The organism is Clostridium aciditolerans, from assembly GCF_016316925.1.
GTDB lineage: Bacteria > Bacillota > Clostridia > Clostridiales > Clostridiaceae > Clostridium_AM > Clostridium_AM aciditolerans.
Genome location: NZ_JAEEGB010000013.1, coordinates 195,153 through 219,793 on the forward strand (window position 1 = coordinate 195,153; position 24,641 = coordinate 219,793).

The window sequence follows — 24,641 nt, forward strand, 5'->3', positions numbered from 1 at the left end:
AATAGGCAATCCTCCTTTCTCCATGTATATATTATATCTTTATTCACCTGTCTCTTTATTATATCTATCTTTCTAATCTCCCCTGATCTTATATCACTTACTTAACAGGTGTAGGAGTTACTTCCTCTGTTCTTTAGTAAGAGATACTTGTAATAACCTAATTAAACTTTAACTCTACTAAATTATTAACAATACACAAATATTTCTACTACCCATTATGTTTTAGTATCTTTAATACTTTTGTTTTCTTCATCTCAACTGCCGATTATTAGCCTAATGGTTCGAGTAAAACATCATGTTTGCTATGTATATCTAATATTAGCTTGTCACATTAGTAAGAGTCTGTAAAACCATTAGTTTTATAACCCATTCGATCATTAGTATTTTTCAGCTAATATTATCAGATGTACATTTACAGGCCTCATAAATTCTCTATTAAAATCTTTATTGTATTTCCATGAAATGTTTTATTAAGTTCCCTCATTTGAAAACATCCTCCTAACAATCTCCTGGCTTTTTTCTCTCAAGAATTCATTTAAAGGCTTTAATTTAAATGGTTCTCTAACTAGCTCATAAACAAATGCTATAGGAATTTCGGATTTTTGAACTATCCTAACAAATTCCTCATGGATTTCTCGATAATATGGAGTAGAAACATCATCTAATAGATTCTTATATATACTCTTCAATTTATCAAAATATAAATTTCTTATTTCTTCATCTTGAATTGATAGTATCCATACAAAGCATTCATATATTAATGATGCATTTATAGGGTATAAATATTTGCATTTTACAAGATTTAATGTCAGGTCAATTAATTCTTCAAAAGTTAGTAATCCTTCTGAAATTAACACTCCGATTATATTTGTTGTACCTTCTATTCCAGTAACTCCATGATGTAGCCTTCTAATAAATAAATCGTCACATACCAGAACTCTATTAGATTTCTTACTAACTTCAATAGATGAAATATCCTCATCTAGAAGAATTTTAGCTAGTTTGTCGTAGATATCATTTTCATCAATATCAACTTTAATGCACTTTATTTTAGAAATAGTTTGTAATATTTTAGTCCAATATATCTTTCTTTTCTTCTTGTCATCTTCAGTGTAAGAGTAATAGCTCAACTGTCCATCTTCATTGACCATTGCAACGCCTGAAGATATTTTAGCATGTTTCTGTGATTCCTTTATTCCTTCTATAATGCTATTTTCAACTTCTTTAGTTATCACACACTTATCTGAAATATGTTCTAATTTATCTAACATATTAAATGTAGCTAAAATAATAATTGAGCTCAGGGAAATAACATATTCTGCGCCCTCATAAACTGAAACCTCTCCAACATATAAATGTTGGTTCTTATGATTGAGAAGCGAGATAATCATTTCTGAATAATTGTTAGTATTTTTTCCTGATAAATATGAGATTGGCAAACCATATTCTACTCCAAAATTATACATGTCAAGTTGTATATGTTTATCTTCGTTAGTCGACTCCATTGTTTTCTTCATTTCTTCAATAACTCCTTCTGAAGATGGAGATGAATATGTAATAAAAAAATTATGTTTAGGATAATCTGTTTCTAATTTAGATAAACAGTATCTGTTATAGTATGTAAATAAATCAACAATATCTAATATTTCATATTCTTCATTGTCAAGTACTACAATTTCGCCCTTTCTACCTAATGTTGTTAATATCAGGCTCGTACGGTCATCAGAATGATAATTCTCACAGCCAAATTTCACCTCACCAGGCTCAGTAATAATGTTTTTTTCACTATGAATAGCAATATTTCTTAATTTATCTTTCGACTTTATTGTGACAACAGAGTTATTAACTACTTCTTCTAATTCTTTTTTATTTTGCTCTTTATCAATATTTGAGAAGCACATTGAGATATAATTAAACAAAATTTCTTTTCCTAAATTATCATACGAATAATATAGAGCACTTAATGCGATTCTTTGGGCTTCATCCCAAGCTCCTTGCTTGGCTTTTAATACTGCTACAATTTGATGAAAAGATGCATTATTTGTGCTTAACAAGAACTCAACTTCTTTATCAAGTCCGTCATACTCATTTTTATTCATTTTAGAGGCTATATAATAATATGCATAATAATCATCAATTCCATAGATATCTCTATATTCCTCAAGCGTTTGTATAGATTTTCGTGGTATTTCTAAAATCAACTCAACATTAGCTTTAAATCTTAATAACGATTTATACCTACAACCGTTATTATAGAGGATCTTAACTTTTTCGTACGCAATTTTCAAAGTGTCAGATGCCTCATCAAGTCTACCAAATGTCTTAATATAAACATTTAGTAACACCTCGCTATTTTCAATCCTTGATTCTACTAAATTTCTAGAATCTTCGAATTTAGAAAATTCATTTAAAGTACGCCCTATAAGATTTAATTCAGCATCATTCATTGTATCTTTTTTCGAATTCAAGATAGCTAGTATTAATGTAAAAGTCTCTTCATCTTTATTCTCTAACACAATATTAATTACACCATTAATAAACATTATCTCAGAAGAATGTATTTCTAATAATCTTCTAATATCATTACGAATACTTTCATAACCTTCAATTTCACACCTTGCTTTATTATATATTGTCAAGATTATAGGATTTTCCGTAAATACAGTTTCTAATAGTTGTTGATATTTAGATAATATTGCGTTCCAATTGCCTTCTTTGGCATAAATAAAAAAAAGATTATTAGTATATAAAGGATCATATTTCCAAATATCTTCGAAAAGTCTTTTCGCTTCATTGTCCATAGAATTCATAAAGTAGACTTCTGCTTTAATACCTTTTATTAACTTACATCCCTCTAAGCTTTTATCAATCTCATCAATTTCATCTAAAGCTCTTTTAGGATCAACTATTAATTCAAGTCCTATTAAGTACCTCCAGTAATAAGAAACTTCTTCATCTGACAAACACTCTACTATATATTTAATCTCCCTGAATTCAATTATTATATTTCTTACCTCATCTAAATATTCTTTTGAACTAGCACTTCTTCTTTCAATATCGTTATATAAAATGAAAAACCTTGAAATTAATGAGTTATATTTATAAATAATATTATTGCCAAGTTGAAAAGCCTTATTGAATTCAATATATGCCTGCTTGAAGTCACTTGATCTTATTAAGGAAATGCCATAATAGAAGTGTACTTCTGCATGTTCTTGTAGTTCCTCATTTATCTTAGATTTTGATGCAATTAATTCTAACACCTTATCTATATTATCTAACGATAATTCGAAATTAGCTCTTTTTAATACGATCTGCTCTAGAGAGTATTTGTGGTTTTCAAATTTTTTAATAGTCTCTCCAAACAGTTTTCTATCTTGTTTATGACAAGCGATATAATAATTAATTTCAGTAATATATTTAGAATCTGGATTAATCCTTCTTATTTTCTCTAAAATATTATCGAGTTCACTATATAATCTAGTATTTATAAGTATCCTTGCTCTTTGGTAGTAAACTAGCTCCCTTTGAGAATTACTTAATAATTGCTGTGATTCAAGTACCTCAGAGATTTGTTTTATAGCCTCAGAAAATCTATAAAGATTGACCAATTCTTTAATCTTGTTAATTTTATCTTCAGCAAATATATTATCCTCTTTCATCTGAGCAAACTGAGTCTTTATTTCTGATTTAATATCTTGCTTGGCCATATCTATTTGTTCTGCTAAAATCGATGTCTGAACTGAAGATCCAAATGCTAACAGATCGTTCCTAATATTAATCAAAGAATCAATTAAATCAAAAAAATATTCATAAAAAACATCTTCATTCTTTATATGTCTCGAATATTGCTCATAATATTTATTTACTTCATCAACTGCATATTTTCCCATGTGTATCTTAAAATCAATTATTGGCTCTATGTCAACTTTATAAGATTTAAAGATTCTAGTATAAATTTCATCTACAATATCAGAGGATCTTAGAAATTTTTCGAAAGCATTTGTATCCACCTCGGTATTATCGTATTTTCTGTTGAATTCGCCAATATGTAATCGTATTTGCTCAATAGCCTTCTTATTATCACGCTGGATTATTTTATCCCATGCTAAGCTTGATGCTAAATTAATGCTTAAACCTGATACTATTTCTCCAAGAATTGCTGACAAAAAATCACCCTTTCCCCTTATACCTAAAGATATACCGCACACTTCCCATTATATGAATAATAGGAAGTTAAGCAATTGAAATTTAAAAATCTTAATAGCATCATGGATGCCATATGAATTCAATAATACTATTTTCATAAGTTCAACCTACACTTTAAAATTTTCTAAAAGAGTTTATGCATTAAAAAATTCATGCAAATCAACTTTGGATTCAATAATAAATTATATCATTCTAAGATATTTTCAAAGAATTTCATACACTTATACTAAATAACGATGAAATTAATCTGGTTTTATGTATTTAGACATTTCTATTTTATAAGATTCAATTTTACTATTTACTGTATTTTTTAGTTTTTCATATTCCCTATCAAAATCAAATTTATGTTTAGGACCAAACTCTATTTCTACTTTTACTCTTTCCCACTCTGTTTTAAGATATATTTGGGTCAATAAAATTAATGTACCAATAGTAGCTTCCCTAATATCATCATTGTCATCTCCTGACAATTTTCCGATCCAACATTGTTCCACATTTTTAATTGCAGCAATTAATTCATTATCAGCCTTTCCCTTGAAATTCAGATGTAACTCTATTCGGCAAGATAATGTAGTTAATTTATTAATATAGTCCCCCTCAACATTAGGAGGGCATTCATCAATTAAATATCGCACTAAGGATACATATTCGGAAATATAAGCCTTTAAACTCTGCATCCATTCTATTCGATTTTTTGATATAAATTCACCAACACGGTTATTGCTTGTATTTTTATTAGAATAATAAACAGTAATAATGCCTAACAACAATGTCATTATTGAAATAATGTATTCTGGTTTAATAATTTTTAAAAATTCTCGCAATATTTTCATCTCCTGTATATAATTTTAAACTATGCATTATTAGCCCCATAAGTATGTGGCTAATGAAACGTTAATTAAAGATTGCTATTTAATGTTTTCTAAATACGCTTTTAAAGATAAGTTGGTTCTAGATAAATAAGAACAATTTATTCCAATGCCTGTGCTAGATTGCATAACACCAATATATGGACAACCATTATTGTATGGTATTTGGTGAGAATTCGTTATTACATTGAATTGAGAACGCTTTACATATTGTTCACCTGCATCAGTAAGTTGAATTAAGGCAATACCATGTTTTGAAGCGTATTCGATTGCACCAGATTGAAAATTTGAAGATGAAATCAATATACCTTTATTTGTACCACAAGCACGAATTTTATCATAAAGGATCTGAACTTTCTCTCTTGGAATACTTGACTTATAGTGTTTGCATTCTACAATGGTTTTGTATGTTACACCCATAAGTTTAAACTCAATATATCCATCAATTTGGTAATTGCCGTCATCAACTTCTATTATTTTATTATGTTGAACTTTGCAGTCACTCAAATGTTTTACTTGCTGTAATAATATTTGCAAAGAATACTTTTCAAAGTCTGTAGGACTCATATCAAGTACAGATTCATGTGTTGGTATAAACATAATTTCCCCCCTCCCCATAAACAAAATAATAAATTTTATATTATCTTTTTACAATTATAGTCACTGCTGATTATTAGCCTAATGGATAACTTTTTAATACAAAACATGTTTATGCCATTGCAATTTTTTCAATAATTTTTAGTGAGGTATTAATTATGCAACCAAATAAAACTTGTCCATTAGTTGCTGTTTATTATTTGCCATCATATACTTCCCAATAAGTTATCATTCTCTTATAACTAAGTCGTCATCAACAATCATCCATCCATATGAGTGCTCATAAGCATATCCTATTTTTTCAAATGGATCATTTCGGTTTATAAAGTCACAATATAAATGTGGATACATATAATACTCATCACCATCATAATCATAATCAATAATGTTATCAAATGGTAAATAGCCTATTTCTAATACCCTAATTATTCCAACTTCAAATTTATCATTATCTACTTCATCATATTGCCTTACTTTTATATCTTTAACTCCGATAATTACCTGTAGTCCATTATGATAAAAATTATAAACTTCCGCTTTAAAATACCCAGTAAAATCTTTTTCAAGTAAAGTATTATCTGGATAATCAGAATCATCAATAGACCGAATTAATACTTCCGATTTATTAAATTTTTTCATTGGACTATGCAATCTTTCATCTAATTCAATTCTATCTTTACATCCAGCTGATTTTAGAAAGTCATTGTGCATTCTCTTTTTAAAAACTATATTTCTCCTCATACTGTTAATTTTTCTATTTCTCTTCTCTGTTAAATTAACTCCAAAATATGCAAAAAGTAAATCTTGATATTCTGCATACAACTTACATTCAATTATAGAATTTGTCCATATACTAATAGTTGTAAATCCATTATTTTTTGCATAGTTTTCAAAGTCATCAATTTGCTTTTTAGACAAAGGGCATGATATAACCAGAGTATACACATCTGGTATCTCTGTATTTTTGTCTAAAAAATCATCCACAATTTTATGTAATTGTGCTTTAGTGATTTTACAATACCTTTTGCACTGGAAATAGTAGGTTTTATTTTTACCATTTTCTAGCTCTTCCACAGCTCGTATATCAATCCCATCATCAGAACCCTTTTTACCAAGATGATCTAATTGCAACCATCTCCTCATACGATAAACCATTGATAATATCAACTCTTCAAATCGAATAGGATCTAAATCTTCAAAATGTAGTTGATTAATAGTTCTTGTAACCATAAATCCCCCTTATCATAACTCAATACTAATTTATACATTTGATTTTAGCCTACAATTTTTTTGCATAAACTATATATTGCAGTTATATCTATATTTCTTTCTGTATATGGCAATACATCTTTTTCTTATAAACGCTAAACTTTCAATAGATTAGACACAGTTCACTATGTTATCAATCTACTGACAATTATTAGTCTAACAAGTATCTTTTTATGTAACATATATATATTCTAAAATATATCACTAATCCTTTATCTCATTGCTATACATGCATTCAGGCAATTCATCCCAAAAGCTGGTTAAAATATCACAGAAATTATAAAAATCTTCTTCCTTTATATTTAAGACTTCTTCTAAAAGTGTAGTATTGTACATGGATAACAAATCGTATTCTTCAAGCCCTTCTCTAGTAAAAAAGTCAGGTCTTATTTTTTTCAATTCTTGTGCCGAACCTCCATCTCCATGTTTTAAAGTATTACAAATTAGTCTTAATTCCTTAATACTATGCCAGCACTGAAGTTTTTCAATGTTAGTATTATGATAATTAAACTCCTCTTTAATATCATTTATTCCAGAAGAACAAAATCTTTTAAAATCAATACTAAAATAGTTACGTTCCTCATCATACAAAAATTTCCTTACCTGCTGTTCCCAAAATTGATATAACATCGAAATCCACATTGCTAATGTGTTATATCTCATTAATGAATATTTTTCGTAATAATCAATACCTATTTCGGTAGCATGCTCTGCAATATCATAAGGATCAATGATATCATATTCACTACAAGTTCTATTCATGAAATCATTATATATATCATTACTAAGCTTTTCTGCTTCTTGCTCAACATTCTTAAAAACTGGAAAAACCCTTTCCTTAAATGTATTTTTAAATAGTAGAATCTCTTCTTTTTTTAATTGCCTTAATTTATCCCATAAATACAACTGACTCTTCATAATTCTCCCCCATACAAAATACTAGTATTTTATATAACTACTAAATCTTCAAATCTTTACTCAATTTATTCCTAAGTGGAAATTTATATTTAACTGATCCCTATCATTTGCTTATTGTCCTATTTATATCTAATGTAAACACCTCATCTTCGTAGATTCTAGAGTATTTTATCATTATAGGTTTGCATGCTTTTTTACCTTCATAATCAATCGCATATTCACACTCAGTACATTTTTTCTTCTGAACAAATATACCAATATGGTCTTTATTCAATACAAGGTCTTCAACATTTATTATCTCAAGCTCTTGTTCTTCACTACAATTTAAAATTGCGATAGCTTTAACTATCATAATTTTATCTACTAGTAATTTCTCTATATGCTTATTTTCAACCCCTATTTTCTTAACAAGTTCTTTTAGATCATCAACTACTCTTACAAGATTTTCATACGGATGTCTTGGAATGATATTTTCTATATTAGGAAAAGGCAATCCATCCTCACTAAAATCATGGAATATATTCATAGATGTTGGATCTACACTATGGGTAAACGTGTTTCTTAAATAGTTTCTAACAAACTGATGTTTATCAGAGTTTAAATAATCTCCCAGTTCATTAATCTTATCTTCTTCCCAAATATGTTTATTTTTAAGTTCATTCTTCAATTTAAAGATACTGTAGTTTTCATCTCTGCTAAATCTTACATCATAAAATTCATTAACAAGTTGTTTGTACATATCCCAAAGTACCATCAATCTATAAACTGAATCTTCAAGATAATAAGTATACATATCTTTTATTTCATTCTCATCCATTGGGCTTTCTAGTTCAATGGCAAACTTTAGACTCTTCAAAATACTATAATTTATGTATTTCAGTATCTTATTTATTCTTATTATCCACTCCACTGAATTCCTGATTTTAAATACATTTTCAGAAAGCTGAATTTGTTCTTCCCTGTAGAGCCTGTTTTCAGGAAAATAACCTATATTCCTTGTTTCATTCTTAATATAATTAATAATTTGTGTATCAAATTCAAATCTATCCAAATTATATCCTCCTACCTATTTATAAAAATTGCTGATCACATATTATATTGACTTACAAATTTAAAAAAATATTCAATTTTCAACTTCCCATTATAGACACAATTAGCATATATAATAAATAATTTGAATTAAAATAAAATTTATATAACTGTTCTGCTTTCCAAGCCTCTGCATAAGTTAAGTGACTAATTTGAGTGAATCAATATCATAACCGGAAAGCTTTTGTTATCTACAAATTATAATTTTGTTACTTCATTTACAAAATTCTTCTATTCTATAAATGCATTTTTAAATAAGTTTGAGAGACTCTCTGCTATCTTGTACTTTCCCATCATAAGAATATCTTCAGTATCCTCTCCATAATTATGATCCATTCTATAAACCGGAGGGTTGTACCCTTCATCAATTGAAATAAAAAATGGATCTCCAGAGCTATGTGAACAACTTGCAATACAAATATATCCCTTATCAAATACTGCACATCCTGGGACTGCATCAATGCATTCTTCTTTTATAGTATCTGGTTCTGCCCATGTTAGATAAGATATTCCATCAAACCCTTCCTCTGGCTCAAATTCCTGAAATCCAAATTCTAAATTAATTAATGGAATAGTAGAAATTAGCTCAATATACCAAGCTGGAACCCGATTATCTAAATCTTTCTGCAAGCTTTTTATTTCATCTAGTGTAGCAACTCTCCCTATATTTTTTGTATCTAACATACTTACTCTCATTATAAGATTTTGAGCTTGTTCTAATACTTCTTTATTCATGTTTCCTCCTATCAAGTATTTATAAATAATACTTACACACCAAATAAAACTAATTGTCGATAACATTCAATTCCCAAATTTCGTTTTTTATTACATTTCACAGTTGTTTTCAAAGGTTATTTCGGTAATATCTAAATTTATAGCAATTTGAAATATACCCGAATAGTCTATCAAAAGTTTCTTTCCTTCAGTTCTGAGTTTTCTATTATAGACGTTATCCAGCTTAATCAGTAAACTTATTAATATGAAAAACCTTACTTTTCCATATCTAATCATAACATAATATTACATTTTAATCCATATAAGTACCTAAAATGATAAAATTCCAATGTTTACTTAAAATTAAGGAACACATTACTCCGCTACACTCCGTAATGCGGGCTTTCACACTAAGTTCAGGCTTCTCTGTCGCTCATCTTCATTAAGTGTTCAATGCCCAAATCCTCTGTATCTCCGGTAACCACCTAAACCTCACCGTTCCTAATTCTCCATTCCTGTTCTTCGCCACAATACATTCAATAATCCCCTTCTCCTCACAATCCTTGTCATAATAATCATCCCTATATAAAAGCATAACTACGTCCGCGTCCTGCTCTATACTCCCCGACTCTCTTAAATCAGAAAGCCTAGGCCTGTGGTCCTCACTCCTAGCCTCTGGTGCTCTGGAAAGCTGTGAAAGCAAAAGCACAGTTACATCAAGTTCCTTTGCCATAAGCTTCAGTTCTCTTGTGATCTTGGAAACCTCAACATTTCTATTTTCCGCACCTTTTACACCTTCAATAAGCTGGAGATGGTCTATCACAACTATATCCAGTCCTTCTTTTATCTTAAGCTTTCTGCACTCACTTTTTATAAGGTTTATCTTATAAATCCTATTATAGATTTTCATATTAGAGCCCGCAAAAATTGCTGCAGACTTGGTTACTGCACACCACTGCTTATCCGTTAAATCTGCCTTTTTTATTTTATCCATAGGAATTGCCGTATGTATTGACAGCACTCTATCTATGATTTGTATTGGACCCATCTCTAAATTAAAGAATGCTACTTTTGCTTTTTCTTTAAAAACAGAATTTAAAATTATATTAAGTGCCGTAGAAGTCTTTCCCATAGAAGGTCTAGCTGCTAGTATTACTAAGTCTTCTTTTTGCAGTCCTCCAAGCGTTTTATCTAGAGATTTATATCCTGTTTTTACTCCCTGAACAGCTTCACCCTTTTCATATCTAGCCTGCAAGGTGTCCATATACTTATCCATAATAGGCAGCATTTCTCCAGTATCCTTTACTTCCGAAGAGTCTAGTTTCATAAGGGAATTTTGAGCGTAATCTATTACCTCATCCGTTGAATCTTCAGCTTTTTTAAGCTTTTCCATAGAGTTTTCAAAAATTTTCATAAGCTCTCTGTAGTTTGATTTTTCCTTTACGATCTGTCCGTATCTCTTTATATTTGTGGCTGTAATACTGCTATTTATAATCTCAGTTATGTAGCTTACTCCACCTATTTCCTTTAGAGTTTCCCCCATCCTATCACAAAAAGTCACGATATCAATAGGTATCCTTTTGTCCTGCATTTCCACTAAATTTTTATATATTATTTTATTGTTTGAGCTATAAAAATCCTCTGCTTTTATCAGGTCTATCACTTCACATATGCTGTCATTATTCATAAATATAGAGGACAGCACATTTTTCTCCGCGTCAAGGTTGTACATTTTTTCTATATTCAAAATGCCACCTCCTAATCCACGTACCTATAGGCATCAAAGTTAACCCTAGGCTTAGTTCTATCAAATTTTTTCATCAGCTCTTTCATCGTGGTAATGCCCTCTGCTGCCCAACTTTTAATAATGCTTTCAATGTATCCAATATGCTTTGCTTTATACTTAACCGCTTGTTCAATAGCTTTTATTATAACCTCTTCTTCAAAATCCTTTCTCCATTGAATAAATTTTTCTATTTCAGCTTTAGAGGCTTTCTTAATATTTTTACTAAACTCTAATAGAACTCTACTTATACTTTTATTCATTACTTTTTGTTTATTATAAGATTTATTTATATATATTTCTTCTTCCCCTAGGGGCTTATAAGGGGCTTCAAAGGAGTCTAAAAGTCCCTTGTTATCTTCTTTTGTGCTATTTTCCAATCTGCTAGAAGCACTTCTACTTTTTATATCTTCACTATCAGTTTTTAGAGGAATAACCTTTGCTTCCCCTTCATTATTTATAGGATCTAAATCAATATCTTTAAAAATAAATTCTATATCATATTTTCTTTCTAAACATATTTTGTATATGGTTCTTATAAATTCTTTATTTTTAACCTCTTTAAGTTCTTTGTTTATACATAACTTTGTGTTCTTGCTGTCTATAAAATTGTATTTAACCCAATTTATTATCATAATCTCATTAGTTCTTTCACAGTAAGAAATTTTGCCGTAATCCATAAATCTCTTTAGAAGCTTGTCTACTGTTTTTCTATCAAAACCAAGTTCTACCTCAATAAGCTTTTTTACTATTTTAAATATACCGCACTGAGTAGTTCTCGGATTTGTCATAACATATATGTAAAAATATCTTTCTTCCGGTGTAAGCTCCAGTATAAAATCGTCCTGCCAAAAATTTGTTTGAACCTGTCTATATACTGCCATTAAAATTCATCCCCTCTAAACATTTTTTAAGCTTCATAAGTGCCTTTTTCTTTCTATCTCCAGCTGCCTTATAACATATCCCCTTTAAATTTGCATAGTCCCCTAAACGTCTGTTTTCAAAGTAAAACCAGTAAATAATCTCTTTTTCCTGTTCATTAAGTTTCCTTAAAGCGTTAGCAAGCATAGCTTTTTCTTCTTTTTTAATCATATCTTCTTCAATATCTTCTTCCCCTGCTAAAGCTTCTATAAGCTCAAAGCCTTCATTGTTCAAGCTCTGTAAACTGCAACATTTTGCATCTTTTACACTACTCCTTATAAGTAAATATAAAGTTCTTCTTACTGTATTGAACACATAGGTGGTAAAAGCATTTTCTCTTTCAGTATCATACATGTTTACAGCCTTAATTATTGAAGCTTTGCCTATCTGAATGAGATCTTCTGTCTCTTGGCCTTTTACATATATGCTTCTGGCAGTTCTAATAACAAAAGGCGTATACTTTTTTATTATCTCCTCCATAGCAGTCTTATCCCCTTCTTTTGCCTTTAGAATGAGCTCAATTATTTTGTTACCATTAATTTTAAAAACCCCCTCATTATTAAATTAAGGTAAAACATAATCATCATAAGCACTGTTAATATGTAAGGACTCTATTACCTTCTTAACCTTTTCCTTAGCTCTTGCTAAAGCTCTAATAACACTTTCATATTTAACTCCTCTACGCTCAGCAAAAGCTTTTAAATCTCCGCCACAAATAAATTCTTTCAATAGTTCCAGTTCATATTCGGATATTTTTCCGTATAAATATCTATCATAATTACTTTCCAGAGTCATTGTGCTCAATAGCTGCTCTTCAAAATCTATAAGGAAAAGATACCTTTCATAGGCTGAGTTATCCTCAAAATCTCCTAGAATATCTTTTTTGCAAAATTTTTTATGCTTCTTACTTATTGTAATTACTCTTTTACTTACTGTTTCTTCTATGTAGTTAACCAACTGCCCAAAGGTGCTTCCTTTAAATTTTTTTGCACAATTTAGAATAATCAAGTGACATTCTGATCTAAAATCATCAAGTAATAACCTATATTTATACCTTATATATTTTCTGTATAGATTTCTTATAAATTCATTAAAAGCTATACATAAGTTATTTAAGTTAGAAAACTTTCTCTTTTTAATACAATTCAGTATTTCATTCTTTTCTTTTTCAGTTAACACTTTAATCTTCATATTTTTACTCCTTTGCATTTAAATTTTGTCTATGTTTCCTTCTTTATATATTTTTTAAGAAGGAAATATTTTATAGCTATTGTTTTTTTAAAATCCCTTTACTTATACAGAGCGCATTTTTCAATGAAATTCGGACACGATTTAGAAAAGCAAATTCTTTTATGATTATACATTTTGCGATATTAGTTTTCAATTTTATACCATTTCATTAAAAAGCACTTATTTAAACCTACAAATTAGCCTATAATTGCAATTAAAACTATTTTTTTCTTTAATTTTTTCACAGGTATAATTTCTCTTTTGTCATACGATTTTTGCAGGGAATTTAAACAAAAAAGCAGATACAAGAATCTTTTAATTCTTGTATCTGCTTTTTTTATAGCAAAAAAATAAAAAGTTAACTTCTCCTTATAAGACTAAAATAGTCTATAGAAAAGTTAACTTATAATTTGTTTTTAAACAACTTCTATTACTACATCTACATTTCCTCTAATTGCTTTTGAATATGGACAGTTTTTGTGAGCTATATTTGCATATTTTATTGCTTTTTCTTTTTCAACTCCGTCAATTGATACTTGCAGTTTTACAGCTATTTTTAATCCCTTATCCTCTGGATCTTCTACTAAGGATACACTTGCTGTAACAGTAGTTCTTTCAAACTCTACCCTAGATTTTTGCAAAACAACTTCCAATGCACCATTAAAACAAGTACTATAAGTAGCTGCAAAAAGTTGCTCAGGATTTGTTAATGTTGTTTCCTCTCCTCCTAGTTCTTTTGGCATAGCTACATCTAAATTAAAAGACATATCAGGCGAATAAACTCGTCCTTTTCTAGCTCCTACATTAATCATAGTTGCCTCATATAAAGTTTTCATAATTTTACCTCCCTTTTATAAGTTTTTTAAATAAAATCAATCTCGCATTCAATATTATTTATTAATTAATAATATTTATTATACATCTAATATATCATAATTATTCCATTAAATCAACATGATTTAATTATTTTAAAATTATTCCAATTTAATTATATTAAGATTCCATAGTAGGCTTTTCTCTCATTGAGTCAAACCTCACATCGGTTTTGAGAATTGGTATTATTCCCATTTAAAAAATCTAAAAGCTACACCAGTACATATGACTCCAAGAGCAATCATTATAATGATAGGCATCATCACTCCATCTATCGTCAAACCAAGGGAAGTCGCCTTTAAAAGCTTTATTCCTTGTGTTAAGGGTAATATATCGGAATATTTTTGAAGCAATGTCGGCATAATCTCATATGGCAGGGTTGCTCCTGAAAAAATCAACATAGGAAAATATAATATGCTTGCTACAATACTTGCTGTCTTTAGATTTGGAGCAATACCTCCTACCATGATACCTATGCTAAACATGGATGCCATCACCAGTAAATAGGAACCCAAAAACTGAAGCCACGAACCGCTGAATCGAAAACCAAAGAAAATTGCTGCTGTGGCATAAACAAGTATGAGCGAACTAATAGAATAGAATGCATAAATTACTAACTGTACCGCTAAAATTATAACAGGACTTATAGGTGTTACCTTAAACCTCTTCAGAATTTTTTTATGCCGATAGTCGGACACCACTAGTGGTAATCCCATCACGCCTCCTGCACATATTGCAATTGTAGTAATAGCTCCAAATGATTGTTCTAAAAATGTATATCCTGCACTATCAAAGGCTGATTTGTTTCCATAGATAATACCAAGAATGATTGTTACAGCTATCGGCATACAAATTGCAAAAATGAACATATCCATCCCACGCAAGGACAATTTCATCTCTGTTTTTAAGATTGTTCTAAATGCTCTCATTATCAACTTCCTCCTCATCTGTATACCATAAATAAGCTTCTTCAAACTTTTCATATGGACTTCCTGCAATTGCTTCTTGCACAGTTCCATAGAAAATATTTTCTCCTTTTTTAAGAATGCAAATCCTATCACATAATATTTCTACTTCATCCATAAAATGTGAAGTTAAAAAGATAGTAAGTCCTTTCTTCTTTAAATTCAAAAGTCCTTTCCATACTTCTCTCCTCGCTCTAGCATCAAGCCCTGTTGTCAGTTCATCTAAAAATACAACTTCCGGATTAGGAATTAAAGCAAGTATAATAAATAAGCGCTGCTTTTGTCCTCCTGAAAGCTCACTCACTTGGCTTTTACATTTATCCAAAAGACCAAATTGTTTTAACAACTCTGCATAATCTGACGGCTGTTTGTAAAGGGATTGTGTAACTTCACAAAGTTCTGCTACTGTTAGTTTATCTTGATAATTTGATTCTTGAAATTGGACTCCAACTCGCTCAAATAATTCCCTTCTCTCTGTTTGTGGGTTCATTCCTAAAATCGAAATTGACCCGCTATCAAATTTCTTTGTACCTAAAACACATTCAATAGTCGTGCTTTTCCCCGCTCCATTAGCACCAAGCAATCCGAAAACTTCGCCAGGTTTAACTGATATACTAACATTATTTACAGCTTGTGTATTTCCGTATGATTTGCATAAGCCATGAATTTTAATTGTTTCCATGTTTATAAACCTCCTATTTCTTAATACATAAAAGAGAATAACACCAAAACAAAGTCTGGTGTTAAACTGTAGGGTTCATATTAAATTTTTCTTGCATGGCTTTTAGCTGCCTTAAAATGCAATTTGCATTTAACTCTGCGCTACTTAGTGAAGTGAGTAGTTTATCACAGACTGCTACAATATTCTCATCAGATTTGGGTGTATTAATGACTTCTCGTATATTGATTTCTGAGTTATTTGATATTGCACTTATCATGCGTAAAATTGCCGAAAGGGAATAATTAGCACAACGTAAAGTACGTATTATCTTTAATAATTGAATATCATTTTTAGTGTATACCCGATATCCATTCTGTTTTCTTTTTATAGAAAGTAATCCATTCATTTCCCAATTTCTCAACGTATCTATTGTGACTTCCAGATAATCTGCAGTTTGTTTTCTTGTTAAAGATACATTATTTTCTTTCTCCTGTATACCAGAAAGCAATTTTTTTGTAATTTCAATAGCTTCTTCTGCATTTTTTTGCTCTATTTTAACCTGATTTATATAGTTATTAGTACATACGATTGCCTTTTGAAATTCACCTTTGGCAGATAATTTAATAATATTAATCATATTTTTTCTAAGACCACTTTGCAGTACTTCAACTTTAAGTGCTATCCTCGCCAGCTTAAATTGTGCAATATGAAAATCTGAAAAAACTCGATATCCATTGGATAATCTTTGAGGTTTAGATATCAATCCTAGTTTCTCATACAATCGTACTGTATTAGGATGTATCCCTATTAATTTTGCTACCTGTGCTGTCTTATATTTATTTTCCATTGCATTCTCACCTCAATTTAATTCTATCATAACGCAGGTTTTAAGTCTGGTGTTATAGTGTATAAGGTATGGAGTGTATGAATCTGTTATAAGATTTATGTTTATATCCTCAACAATAATCATAATATCGATTATTGGTTTTGCACTCATCTCTCTAATTGCAGTAGAGGCAAAGTGCTGTATGTCAATTATTGAATCACCAAAGACATCCAAAAGAATATTCTTGAAGAACCCACATCATCAGAGGATTCTCCTTCCTTTGGTAAGGATTTTACTTTTCCATGCTCCCTTAAATAGCTTACGTCTATCATCATTACAAGCTCCTCAAAATAAAAATACTCCTACCCATATTGCTAAGGTAAGAGTTTTCAATATTAAAATATACATTTACAAATTTTATCATTTCAAAGTTGATATAACCCCTATAAAATTAAAAATCATTTTTTCTTAAATTCCTTATTATCTAAAATAATAACCCCTGACTTATCTTCCTTTGCTGCTTTCTTTGTGTTATTTACAAGTTTTATAACGTCCTTGTATGATTGTTTTGCTCCCTTTACAAGCAAGGGCACTCCTATAAAATCTATTTTTAACCATCTAGAAAATAATCCACCAAAGGTCATTGGTAATGGAACAGTTGGCGACGTATTGGAAAATATAATTTTCTCATTTAATATATTTTGTTTATGAAGCATAGAAGCTAAATTGTATAATCCTGGAATCAAAACCTTTGAACGTCCCCTGCCTACAACATAGACTTTATTTCCATCTTCATCACTTCCATAGTAAAAAAGTTCTCCACGATTTCCATATACTAACTTATTAAAGTTAGGTAAGTTCAATATTTCATCCTTAGTTGGTTCTCGAGTTTCATCCAGCATTTTTAAGTGATAAGCAATTGCTAGAATAGATGAGTGAGTTCCTCCATAACAATTATATATGTATATCATTTTAATCACCTAATTTCTTTTTTTGCTTTATTTTAATTATTGTAGTATATGCATTAAAAATTAATATTAAACATCCTATGAACACCTTTTCTCCAAGGTCTTCAATGTTTCTACAATCCTTTCTACATAAAATAAATATAATATGTTAAACCTGATCTCTTAATAATTTCATTAACTTATGTGCACCTCCATCAGCATTAACAATATCATCATCTGTAAGGCCTGCCTCAACTGCAATATTATATGCTTTACCAAAATCCCCTACATCCTCAGATTTGTGTGCATCACTTCCCAATGAAAATTTAACACCCATATTCTTTAACTTTTTTATTGTTTCAATATCCATATTCCTATGACTTCTATTAACTTCCAAGGCAGTATTTCTTAGAGCAGCAACCTTCCCAATTTCAATAATATCTGGATTAACGTATTCTAATGGATGATTTAATATTGCAATTTCATATTTTTTAATAGCATTAATTGCAGCTTCTGTATAATTCCTTAATAAAAATGGACTTTGTAACGCTCCAGGATGATAACCCACACAAATTATGTCCAAGTAATCAATTATTTCATCTTTAATATCTATATCCCCTTTTTTAGTAACGATATTACACTCTACACCGAGAAGAATCTTAAAGTCATTCTCCTTCAATAATGAACTCTTATTAAAATCATCAATTACTTCACGTAAATTTTTATATTGATTTAGCTTCATCCCGAAGGCAATATGTTTATAACCATGATCTGTTATGGCAATTTCTTTTAATCCTTTTTTTATTCCAGCTTTAACATTTGATTCAATACTCCCTTTTGCATGCTCTCCCAAAATAATATTAAATAAGGGAATATGACCCTTCGCAATATTAGTATGAGTATGATAGTCTGCAATAATCTTAAAACTCATTTTATCCCCTCCACAGTTTTATTTTGCCCATATTACTGGATAATTCTCACCATATTATATTCTAAAGCTATTAGGAAATTTTAACAAAAAAGTGGATACAAGAATCAAATGATTCTTGTATCCACTTTTTTTAAGCTGCATTAGATTTATTTAACTGCTAATTCAGTGCTGTTTTTATCATCAACCTGTGCTGAGTCCTTAGCTTTTAAGTCCCCACCAGTAGTTGCAAATATGTTTTTAGCGAGTATTACATCCATAGCAGCCTTTACTTCTGCTTCAGTAACATCTTCCTTTACATTGTTAACCCTTATGGCAGTCTTTTTACCGGACTCATTTAAAAAGTTCATAACTAATGTTTTACTCATATACATATCCCCCTTTTTTTAATTGACAATTGACAGTTGACAGAGGACAATGATGGTTGATTTTTCTCCTTACGTTGAAAAATCTAAAAAATATAATTTATAAGCTTTTTATGTCCTCAGGATAAAAAGCATCCTTAATTGTCCATTGTCAATTGTCCTCTGTCCTCTGATTAAGCGTTCATTATTCCGCTTTGATCTTCTCTTATAACTTCATCTAAAGTTTTTCCAAGAAGCTTACCAACCTCTACAGACACATCATATATGTCCTGCTCTGTTGCTGTGGTTTTCACCTTTGAAAACCTCTGTGATTTTATTATCTCTTTTCCCTTGGCATCTACACCATCCTTATATTTAATTACTAGTGTAGTCTGCAGTTTTGTTGCTGTTGCAGCCATACTTATCAACCCCTTTCACTTAATATATATACAGCTTGAGGAAATGTAGGTAGTTGCAAGCTTAAATTATTTAATATATTTTTTAATTAGTTTACTTTATGCTAAGTTTACATAATTATATAATTGTTAACATCTTTTAAATCCATATTTATTTACAATACAAGAAGATTGCGGCATAATCATATATTTTAAATATATTTAGAATTAGTTAAGTTGAAGGGTATCACAAATAAGTGAGGTTTCTAGCCTTAGACATTAACTTTAATTGCCTAAGGCTATTTTTTATTGTATATATTGTTGTAAAACATAGTCTTTTTATTTTGTAACTTTAACACTGATTTTTGTTATAAAATCAATACTATCTTGTGTAGCTAATACATTTATTAAATATTCCTCATATGCATCTGAACAAATAGTAAGACCCTGTTTCTTAACCTTATCAATAAATTCCTTATAAAAGTCTGGTATTAGTTCATAACAACCCTTATAGTAAGTTATTGCATATAATCCAGATTCCTTTATTGTAGTAGATGGATTAGCTGTATTAAAAAATAATCTATCAATTTTATCAAATCTACCTGAAATCAAATCATTTTTAGCAATAATAGAGCCAATATATGCGGGTCCCTTTAAATCTGTTTTCTTAAGAAACTCATCATAGTGATCTGACCATTCTTCAGTACTTATGTCACTTTCTAAAAGATCTTTATCACTTTCTAAAATAAATTCTTCTTCAAGCTTTTCTAATACAATTTCATTTAATGGTGCATTTAATGCTTCCTCTGATTTAGTAATAATCGTATTAAGAAGATGGCGAATTTGTATTAATTTTTCAATTTCTTCATCAACTTTATTAAGTTGATTTTTTGATAAATCAATTAACTTATTGGGTGATGGTGATTCAAGGTAATATTCTAATGATTTTAAGGGAAAGTTAAGTTCTCTTAAAGATTGAATTATCCAGAAAATATCAAGTTGTGGTATTGTATAATATCGGTACCCATTATCATTTACACCTGCAGGTTTAAATAGACCTATTTTATCATAATAAAATAGCGTATCTTTTTTTACTCCAAATCTCTTGGCAAATTCACCTGTTGTAAATGTTTTTAAATTTTTTCTAATAAAAATCCCTCCTTCTTGACTATTGACCAACTCCATACTTTATAATGCATCTTAACTAAATAAATTGCAATAATAGAAATATAAAGGAGATGTTAATATGGAAAAATATAGAACAGTTGGAGAATTTGAAAAACAAGAGTCTGTAATGATTATATGGCCTAGAAGTGCTTATGCAACTAAAACTCTAAATAATGATGTTGTAAGCACTCAAGTAGTTCAAGCCATAATAGATGAAGTAAAAGTAATTATTTGTTGCTTTGACAATGATGTACAAAAACGCGCTAAGAGTGTGTTAGATAGTGAAGGTGTTGATACCAGCTTAATCGAGTTTTTAATATTCCCCTCACGTATAGTATATCCTCGCGATTTTGGAGCAGAGGTAATGATAAGCGACAAAGGAAATCGTGCTAGAGTTGATTTTCGTTTTGATATGTATGGATATTATAAAGAAGATGATGAACTTTCTAAACTTCTATATGGTTTTAGTAAATTCCACGCTGAAAGTGTTGGAATAGAAAATACAAGATATTGTGACTTAATTAGTGAAGGTGGAGATCATGAATTTAATGGTAAGGGTATTATGATGGCTATAAGAGAAACTGAGGTAGATAAGCGTAACTCTAATAAATCTCTTGCTCAGGTAGAAAAAGATTTAAAAGAAGCATTTAACTTGGACCAAATAATTTGGCTTCCTCAATGTTCTTATGATGATGATTACTCATATAATGGACCAATACCATCCGCTGATGGCTTAATTAGCTCTTATCGTGCCGCATCTGCTAACGGTCATATTGATGAAATTTGTAGGTTTGTTAGTGAAGATACAATTTTAATAGCATATATTTCTGATGAGGAAGCTCGTGATAGTAAGCTTCATTCATTAAATAAAGAAAGATTAGATAAAGCCTATAAAGCTGTTAAGTCAGCTAAAAACTTTGATGGTCAACCTTTTAAAATACTTAAAATGCCTGTTCCTGAGCCAATATATATTAATATAAATCCAGATGATGATGCTTATGGGCATTGGCATGAAGCAAAAGAAGAAATGAATGGATTATTTTTAGATGGAACATCGTTCCCAGAAGATGTTATAAATGTATTGCCTGCAATAAGTTATTGTAACTTCTTAATCGTAAATAATGTAGTTGTTGCTCAAAAATACTATGAAGAAGGAATGTTAAAGTTAATTAAAGAAAAAGATGAAGAAGCTTTAGCAATTTTGAAGTCTGCTTTTCCAAATCATAAAATTGTTCAAGTTAATCCATTGGCTCTTAATTTATACGGTGGAGGAATTCACTGTCATACAAGAAATGTTCCTTCAGCAATATAAAATGGTATATAAGAATAAATAAAACAGGGCTTACTTTTGTAAGGTAAGTCCTCAAACTAAGCCTTAGATAACTTAAAAACACTAAGTGTTATTTTAAAGACCACTTAATTTCTTAAGTGGTCTAATTATTTGCAAAGGAATACAAATTAATTATTCTTGCCCTCTAAAAATTCTATTCTTTCTTTAAATTGAGGCAAATATTCTTTGTGTGCAACTAACATTTCATCTAAAATTGTTTGTGCGATTTTCCCGCTTGGAACAAGTGGGTTAATTGTAAATGCTTGTAACGCAGTACTATAATCTCCTGTTACCGCAGCTTTAATGGTGGTTAACTCCATGTCTTTCATATGCTGTAACAATCCTCTACTTGAGGAGTCAAAGGATCCCCATGAAAGTGGAACTGGACCATTAGAAGTAATAAGAGAACTTACCTCAACAACTACGTCATCTGGCAGGTCTGAAATAGCACCGTTATTTTTCGTACTTACTACCATATGGCTGCGCTTATCATTATATATGGAAGTAATTAACTCACATGCTGCATCAGAATAGTAAGCTCCTCCACGTTTTGCAAGTTGTGGTGGCTTTATGCTTAAGTTAGGATCTTTGTAAAGTTCGAATAATTCTGCTTCTGTACGTTTTACTACCTCTGCTCTAGTTTCACCTTTCTCAAAGGCTTCTAGCTCTTCTTTTAACATATCATCTGTAATATAGTAATACCTATGATACATGCATGGTATAATTCCTAAATTGCGAACTTGTTCTGGTAAAAATCCAATATTAGGGATATTTTGAACTCCAGCTTTTTGCTCACCATCTTCATCAGGATTATTGTTTGGATTTATTGGACTCTTAACTCCTTCTAAAGCCTTCACCAATCCCTCAGGTGATGTATATGCAGCTTCAATTACATCTTTTGTTTTTTCTACTCCTGTTTTATCCCATACACGATGCCAATGAAAATGGTTTAATCCTCCGAAACGGAAGAATAAATCTTCCTCTTTTTCTTTTAAAGCTCCTGCTGCAATTTTACTACACATAATAGGTATATTACATAAGCCTACTACTTTATCCCAATGACCATAACGAATAACTGCTTCTGTTACCATTCCAGATGGATTGGTGAAATTAACTAACCATGCATCTGGACAAAGTTCCTTCATATCTTCCACAATATCTAATATTACAGGAATTGTACGAAATGCTTTAAACATTCCTCCTGCACCATTGGTTTCTTGTCCAATTATTCCATGGGATAAAGGAATTCTCTCATCCTTAATACGAGCATCTAATAAACCTACTCGAAGTTGAGTAGAAACAAAATTTGCATCCTTTAGTGCTTTACGACGATCTAATGTTAAGTGAATCTCCCAAGCTAGTCCTGCTGCTTTAACCATTCTCTTTGCTAGATCACCAACAATCTCTAGTTTTTCTCTTCCAGCTTCAATATCTACTAACCATAATTCTTTGATTGGTAATTCATCTTTTCTTTTTATAAAACCTTCTATTAATTCTGGTGTATAACTTGATCCACCGCCAATAGTTACTATTTTCAAATTCTTTTTCATATTCATCACTACCTTTCCATGACCATATTATAATTCAAACTATTAATCCTTAGAATATTTATAGCGCTTATAGTCACAAAGAGGACTGTTTAGTTACATGTTCCACCTAAAAAACAAAGTGTTTTTTGGACAACAAAAGCCCCCCTTAATTTTTTAAGGAGGGTTTTTAACACTCTGAAGGTGTTTTCATACTTTGCTTTTTTAATATGGTTAACTTAGCTAAAGCTTCAATTATATACACTGCTGGAATTTGTGAAGTTATATCTACTTTCCCCCATGAATTCTCATAGGCTAACTCCCTTTGTATATAATATGAAATATTATAATCTGACATTTTTGCTAAGGTGCTATTCTTGCTGTTAGTTATAGACACTACAGTTGCCTTACTTCTTTTCAATATCTCAGAATTTTGAACCAGAACCTCAACCTCACCCTCAACAGATAAGGTAATTATTATAGTTTCATTTGGTACTTCTAGATTTATTGGAAACATTGGATAGTTGACTCCTGTAGAAAAAATTCCAACATTACAGAAATATCGGCTAGCATAATCAGCGATTATTCCTGAATTACCTACACCTAAAAAAATAACATGTTTCTTTGACGCTATAACATTTGCGATTTTATCAAGCTGATTTTGAAAGTCTTCAGTATTTGCTCTTTGTAAAAAATCCTGGACTATTGAAGAATCATGCTTTTTGGGGCGATTACTACTCTTGTCTAATTCCAGCTTATATCTCACTTTGAATTCAGAAAATCCATCACAATTCAATTTCCTGCAAAATCTAGTGATAGTAGTAGTTGAAACATGAGCTTCATTAGCTACTTCTCTAATAGTCATATAGGCAATTTTTTCACTATTTTTTAATATAAAATTATAAACCTCATAATCTAAATCACTAAATTGACTTAAAACTTGGTTAGAAAATAAACCCACAGAGTATCACCACCTTCCCAACATTATAAAATATAAAATGTTAAAAAACAAGTTTCTATCATTTGAAAATGCTTATTCAGAGCTTAATGAACAAGTAAAAATATTATGTATTTGCATTA

26 protein-coding genes are annotated in these 24,641 nt (G+C 30.1%); 1 reads left to right on the top strand and 25 read right to left on the bottom strand.

Annotated features, from left to right (window positions below):
• Positions 1-470: 470 nt before the first annotated feature.
• The 23 genes from I6U51_RS12045 to I6U51_RS12150 form a co-directional block, all read right to left on the bottom strand.
• A complete protein-coding gene (locus tag I6U51_RS12045; RefSeq protein WP_211142852.1) occupies positions 471-4,169 on the bottom strand; it encodes a PIN domain-containing protein in 3,699 nt (1,232 codons plus the stop codon).
• A gap of 282 nt (positions 4,170-4,451) precedes the next feature.
• Positions 4,452-5,033: a hypothetical protein gene (locus I6U51_RS12050; RefSeq protein ID WP_211142853.1), complete on the bottom strand. Its 582-nt coding sequence runs from the start codon at positions 5,031-5,033 to the stop codon at positions 4,452-4,454.
• Positions 5,034-5,117: 84 nt separating this feature from the next.
• Positions 5,118-5,678, bottom strand: coding sequence for a restriction endonuclease (locus I6U51_RS12055; RefSeq protein WP_211142854.1), 561 nt, complete (start codon positions 5,676-5,678; stop codon positions 5,118-5,120).
• A 225-nt stretch (positions 5,679-5,903) separates the two neighbouring features.
• Positions 5,904-6,905, bottom strand: a complete 1,002-nt coding sequence (locus tag I6U51_RS12060) for a PDDEXK family nuclease (protein ID WP_211142855.1) — start codon at positions 6,903-6,905, stop codon at positions 5,904-5,906.
• Positions 6,906-7,148: 243 nt separating this feature from the next.
• On the bottom strand, positions 7,149-7,862 hold the full coding sequence (locus I6U51_RS12065; protein ID WP_211142856.1) for a hypothetical protein: 714 nt from the start codon (positions 7,860-7,862) through the stop codon (positions 7,149-7,151).
• 103 nt (positions 7,863-7,965) lie between these two features.
• Positions 7,966-8,913, bottom strand: coding sequence for a Cthe_2314 family HEPN domain-containing protein (locus I6U51_RS12070; protein WP_211142857.1), 948 nt, complete (start codon positions 8,911-8,913; stop codon positions 7,966-7,968).
• A 269-nt stretch (positions 8,914-9,182) separates the two neighbouring features.
• The gene (locus I6U51_RS12075; protein ID WP_211142858.1) at positions 9,183-9,686 is read right to left on the bottom strand and encodes an SMI1/KNR4 family protein; all 504 of its coding nucleotides are present in this window, start codon (positions 9,684-9,686) and stop codon (positions 9,183-9,185) included.
• 90 nt (positions 9,687-9,776) lie between these two features.
• Entirely contained in the window at positions 9,777-9,962 is a 186-nt protein-coding gene (locus tag I6U51_RS12080) for a hypothetical protein (protein WP_211142859.1), read from the bottom strand.
• 145 nt (positions 9,963-10,107) lie between these two features.
• A complete protein-coding gene (gene dnaB / locus I6U51_RS12085; RefSeq protein ID WP_211142860.1) occupies positions 10,108-11,412 on the bottom strand; it encodes a replicative DNA helicase in 1,305 nt (434 codons plus the stop codon).
• Between the two features lie 11 nt (positions 11,413-11,423).
• Complete coding sequence (locus I6U51_RS12090; RefSeq protein ID WP_211142861.1) at positions 11,424-12,332, bottom strand: DnaD domain-containing protein; 909 nt, start codon at positions 12,330-12,332, stop codon at positions 11,424-11,426.
• Positions 12,319-12,909 carry a sigma-70 family RNA polymerase sigma factor gene (locus I6U51_RS12095; protein WP_343069644.1) on the bottom strand — a complete coding sequence of 197 codons (591 nt, stop codon included), beginning with the start codon at positions 12,907-12,909 and terminating at the stop codon, positions 12,319-12,321. Before I6U51_RS12095 ends, I6U51_RS12090 begins: the two co-directional genes overlap by 14 nt.
• A 24-nt stretch (positions 12,910-12,933) precedes the next feature.
• Positions 12,934-13,560: a hypothetical protein gene (locus I6U51_RS12100; RefSeq protein WP_211142863.1), complete on the bottom strand. Its 627-nt coding sequence runs from the start codon at positions 13,558-13,560 to the stop codon at positions 12,934-12,936.
• 455 nt (positions 13,561-14,015) lie between these two features.
• Entirely contained in the window at positions 14,016-14,435 is a 420-nt protein-coding gene (locus I6U51_RS12105; protein ID WP_211142864.1) for an organic hydroperoxide resistance protein, read from the bottom strand.
• Positions 14,436-14,657: 222 nt separating this feature from the next.
• Positions 14,658-15,401, bottom strand: coding sequence for an ABC transporter permease (locus tag I6U51_RS12110; protein ID WP_211142865.1), 744 nt, complete (start codon positions 15,399-15,401; stop codon positions 14,658-14,660).
• Complete coding sequence (locus I6U51_RS12115; RefSeq protein WP_211142866.1) at positions 15,388-16,119, bottom strand: ABC transporter ATP-binding protein; 732 nt, start codon at positions 16,117-16,119, stop codon at positions 15,388-15,390. The genes I6U51_RS12110 and I6U51_RS12115 overlap by 14 nt, the downstream gene beginning before the upstream one ends.
• A gap of 61 nt (positions 16,120-16,180) precedes the next feature.
• On the bottom strand, positions 16,181-16,945 hold the full coding sequence (locus I6U51_RS12120) for a MerR family transcriptional regulator (protein ID WP_211142867.1): 765 nt from the start codon (positions 16,943-16,945) through the stop codon (positions 16,181-16,183).
• A 12-nt stretch (positions 16,946-16,957) separates the two neighbouring features.
• Positions 16,958-17,158, bottom strand: coding sequence for a GrpB family protein (locus I6U51_RS12125; RefSeq protein ID WP_246517305.1), 201 nt, complete (start codon positions 17,156-17,158; stop codon positions 16,958-16,960).
• Positions 17,134-17,259 carry a hypothetical protein gene (locus I6U51_RS25110; RefSeq protein ID WP_281395966.1) on the bottom strand — a complete coding sequence of 42 codons (126 nt, stop codon included), beginning with the start codon at positions 17,257-17,259 and terminating at the stop codon, positions 17,134-17,136. Before I6U51_RS25110 ends, I6U51_RS12125 begins: the two co-directional genes overlap by 25 nt.
• Before the next feature lie 123 nt (positions 17,260-17,382).
• Positions 17,383-17,895 carry a DUF3189 family protein gene (locus I6U51_RS12130; RefSeq protein WP_211142868.1) on the bottom strand — a complete coding sequence of 171 codons (513 nt, stop codon included), beginning with the start codon at positions 17,893-17,895 and terminating at the stop codon, positions 17,383-17,385.
• 145 nt (positions 17,896-18,040) lie between these two features.
• Entirely contained in the window at positions 18,041-18,802 is a 762-nt protein-coding gene (locus tag I6U51_RS12135) for a PHP domain-containing protein (protein WP_211142869.1), read from the bottom strand.
• A gap of 146 nt (positions 18,803-18,948) precedes the next feature.
• Positions 18,949-19,167 carry a DUF2922 domain-containing protein gene (locus I6U51_RS12140; protein ID WP_211142870.1) on the bottom strand — a complete coding sequence of 73 codons (219 nt, stop codon included), beginning with the start codon at positions 19,165-19,167 and terminating at the stop codon, positions 18,949-18,951.
• 170 nt (positions 19,168-19,337) lie between these two features.
• Positions 19,338-19,562 (bottom strand): DUF1659 domain-containing protein, encoded by a 225-nt coding sequence (locus I6U51_RS12145; RefSeq protein WP_178910605.1) that lies wholly within the window; start codon positions 19,560-19,562, stop codon positions 19,338-19,340.
• Between the two features lie 315 nt (positions 19,563-19,877).
• Complete coding sequence (locus tag I6U51_RS12150; RefSeq protein ID WP_211142871.1) at positions 19,878-20,723, bottom strand: MerR family transcriptional regulator; 846 nt, start codon at positions 20,721-20,723, stop codon at positions 19,878-19,880.
• A 61-nt stretch (positions 20,724-20,784) separates the two neighbouring features.
• Between I6U51_RS12150 and I6U51_RS12155 the strand changes: the two genes are divergently transcribed.
• Complete coding sequence (locus tag I6U51_RS12155) at positions 20,785-22,017, top strand: agmatine deiminase family protein (RefSeq protein ID WP_211142872.1); 1,233 nt, start codon at positions 20,785-20,787, stop codon at positions 22,015-22,017.
• 146 nt (positions 22,018-22,163) lie between these two features.
• Here I6U51_RS12155 and I6U51_RS12160 read toward each other — a convergent pair whose 3' ends face one another.
• Entirely contained in the window at positions 22,164-23,585 is a 1,422-nt protein-coding gene (locus I6U51_RS12160; protein ID WP_211142873.1) for a 6-phospho-beta-glucosidase, read from the bottom strand.
• 166 nt (positions 23,586-23,751) lie between these two features.
• Positions 23,752-24,522 carry an SIS domain-containing protein gene (locus I6U51_RS12165; protein ID WP_211142874.1) on the bottom strand — a complete coding sequence of 257 codons (771 nt, stop codon included), beginning with the start codon at positions 24,520-24,522 and terminating at the stop codon, positions 23,752-23,754.
• Positions 24,523-24,641: the final 119 nt, after the last annotated feature.

What these genes read in the sequence shown, in the direction of transcription:
- I6U51_RS12055 (WP_211142854.1), bottom strand. Translation starts at nt 5,678, where the DNA reads ATGTTTATACCAACACATGAATCTGTACTTGATATGAGTCCTACAGAC.
- I6U51_RS12060 (WP_211142855.1), bottom strand. Translation starts at nt 6,905, where the DNA reads ATGGTTACAAGAACTATTAATCAACTACATTTTGAAGATTTAGATCCT.
- I6U51_RS12065 (WP_211142856.1), bottom strand. Translation starts at nt 7,862, where the DNA reads ATGAAGAGTCAGTTGTATTTATGGGATAAATTAAGGCAATTAAAAAAA.
- I6U51_RS12075 (WP_211142858.1), bottom strand. Translation starts at nt 9,686, where the DNA reads ATGAATAAAGAAGTATTAGAACAAGCTCAAAATCTTATAATGAGAGTA.
- I6U51_RS12080 (WP_211142859.1), bottom strand. Translation starts at nt 9,962, where the DNA reads ATGATTAGATATGGAAAAGTAAGGTTTTTCATATTAATAAGTTTACTG.
- I6U51_RS12090 (WP_211142861.1), bottom strand. Translation starts at nt 12,332, where the DNA reads ATGGCAGTATATAGACAGGTTCAAACAAATTTTTGGCAGGACGATTTT.
- I6U51_RS12100 (WP_211142863.1), bottom strand. Translation starts at nt 13,560, where the DNA reads ATGAAGATTAAAGTGTTAACTGAAAAAGAAAAGAATGAAATACTGAAT.
- I6U51_RS12105 (WP_211142864.1), bottom strand. Translation starts at nt 14,435, where the DNA reads ATGAAAACTTTATATGAGGCAACTATGATTAATGTAGGAGCTAGAAAA.
- I6U51_RS12110 (WP_211142865.1), bottom strand. Translation starts at nt 15,401, where the DNA reads ATGAGAGCATTTAGAACAATCTTAAAAACAGAGATGAAATTGTCCTTG.
- I6U51_RS12115 (WP_211142866.1), bottom strand. Translation starts at nt 16,119, where the DNA reads ATGGAAACAATTAAAATTCATGGCTTATGCAAATCATACGGAAATACA.
- I6U51_RS12120 (WP_211142867.1), bottom strand. Translation starts at nt 16,945, where the DNA reads ATGGAAAATAAATATAAGACAGCACAGGTAGCAAAATTAATAGGGATA.
- I6U51_RS25110 (WP_281395966.1), bottom strand. Translation starts at nt 17,259, where the DNA reads ATGATGATAGACGTAAGCTATTTAAGGGAGCATGGAAAAGTAAAATCC.
- I6U51_RS12130 (WP_211142868.1), bottom strand. Translation starts at nt 17,895, where the DNA reads ATGATATACATATATAATTGTTATGGAGGAACTCACTCATCTATTCTA.
- I6U51_RS12135 (WP_211142869.1), bottom strand. Translation starts at nt 18,802, where the DNA reads ATGAGTTTTAAGATTATTGCAGACTATCATACTCATACTAATATTGCG.
- I6U51_RS12140 (WP_211142870.1), bottom strand. Translation starts at nt 19,167, where the DNA reads ATGAGTAAAACATTAGTTATGAACTTTTTAAATGAGTCCGGTAAAAAG.
- I6U51_RS12145 (WP_178910605.1), bottom strand. Translation starts at nt 19,562, where the DNA reads ATGGCTGCAACAGCAACAAAACTGCAGACTACACTAGTAATTAAATAT.
- I6U51_RS12150 (WP_211142871.1), bottom strand. Translation starts at nt 20,723, where the DNA reads ATGGAGTTGGTCAATAGTCAAGAAGGAGGGATTTTTATTAGAAAAAAT.
- I6U51_RS12155 (WP_211142872.1), top strand. Translation starts at nt 20,785, where the DNA reads ATGGAAAAATATAGAACAGTTGGAGAATTTGAAAAACAAGAGTCTGTA.
- I6U51_RS12160 (WP_211142873.1), bottom strand. Translation starts at nt 23,585, where the DNA reads ATGAAAAAGAATTTGAAAATAGTAACTATTGGCGGTGGATCAAGTTAT.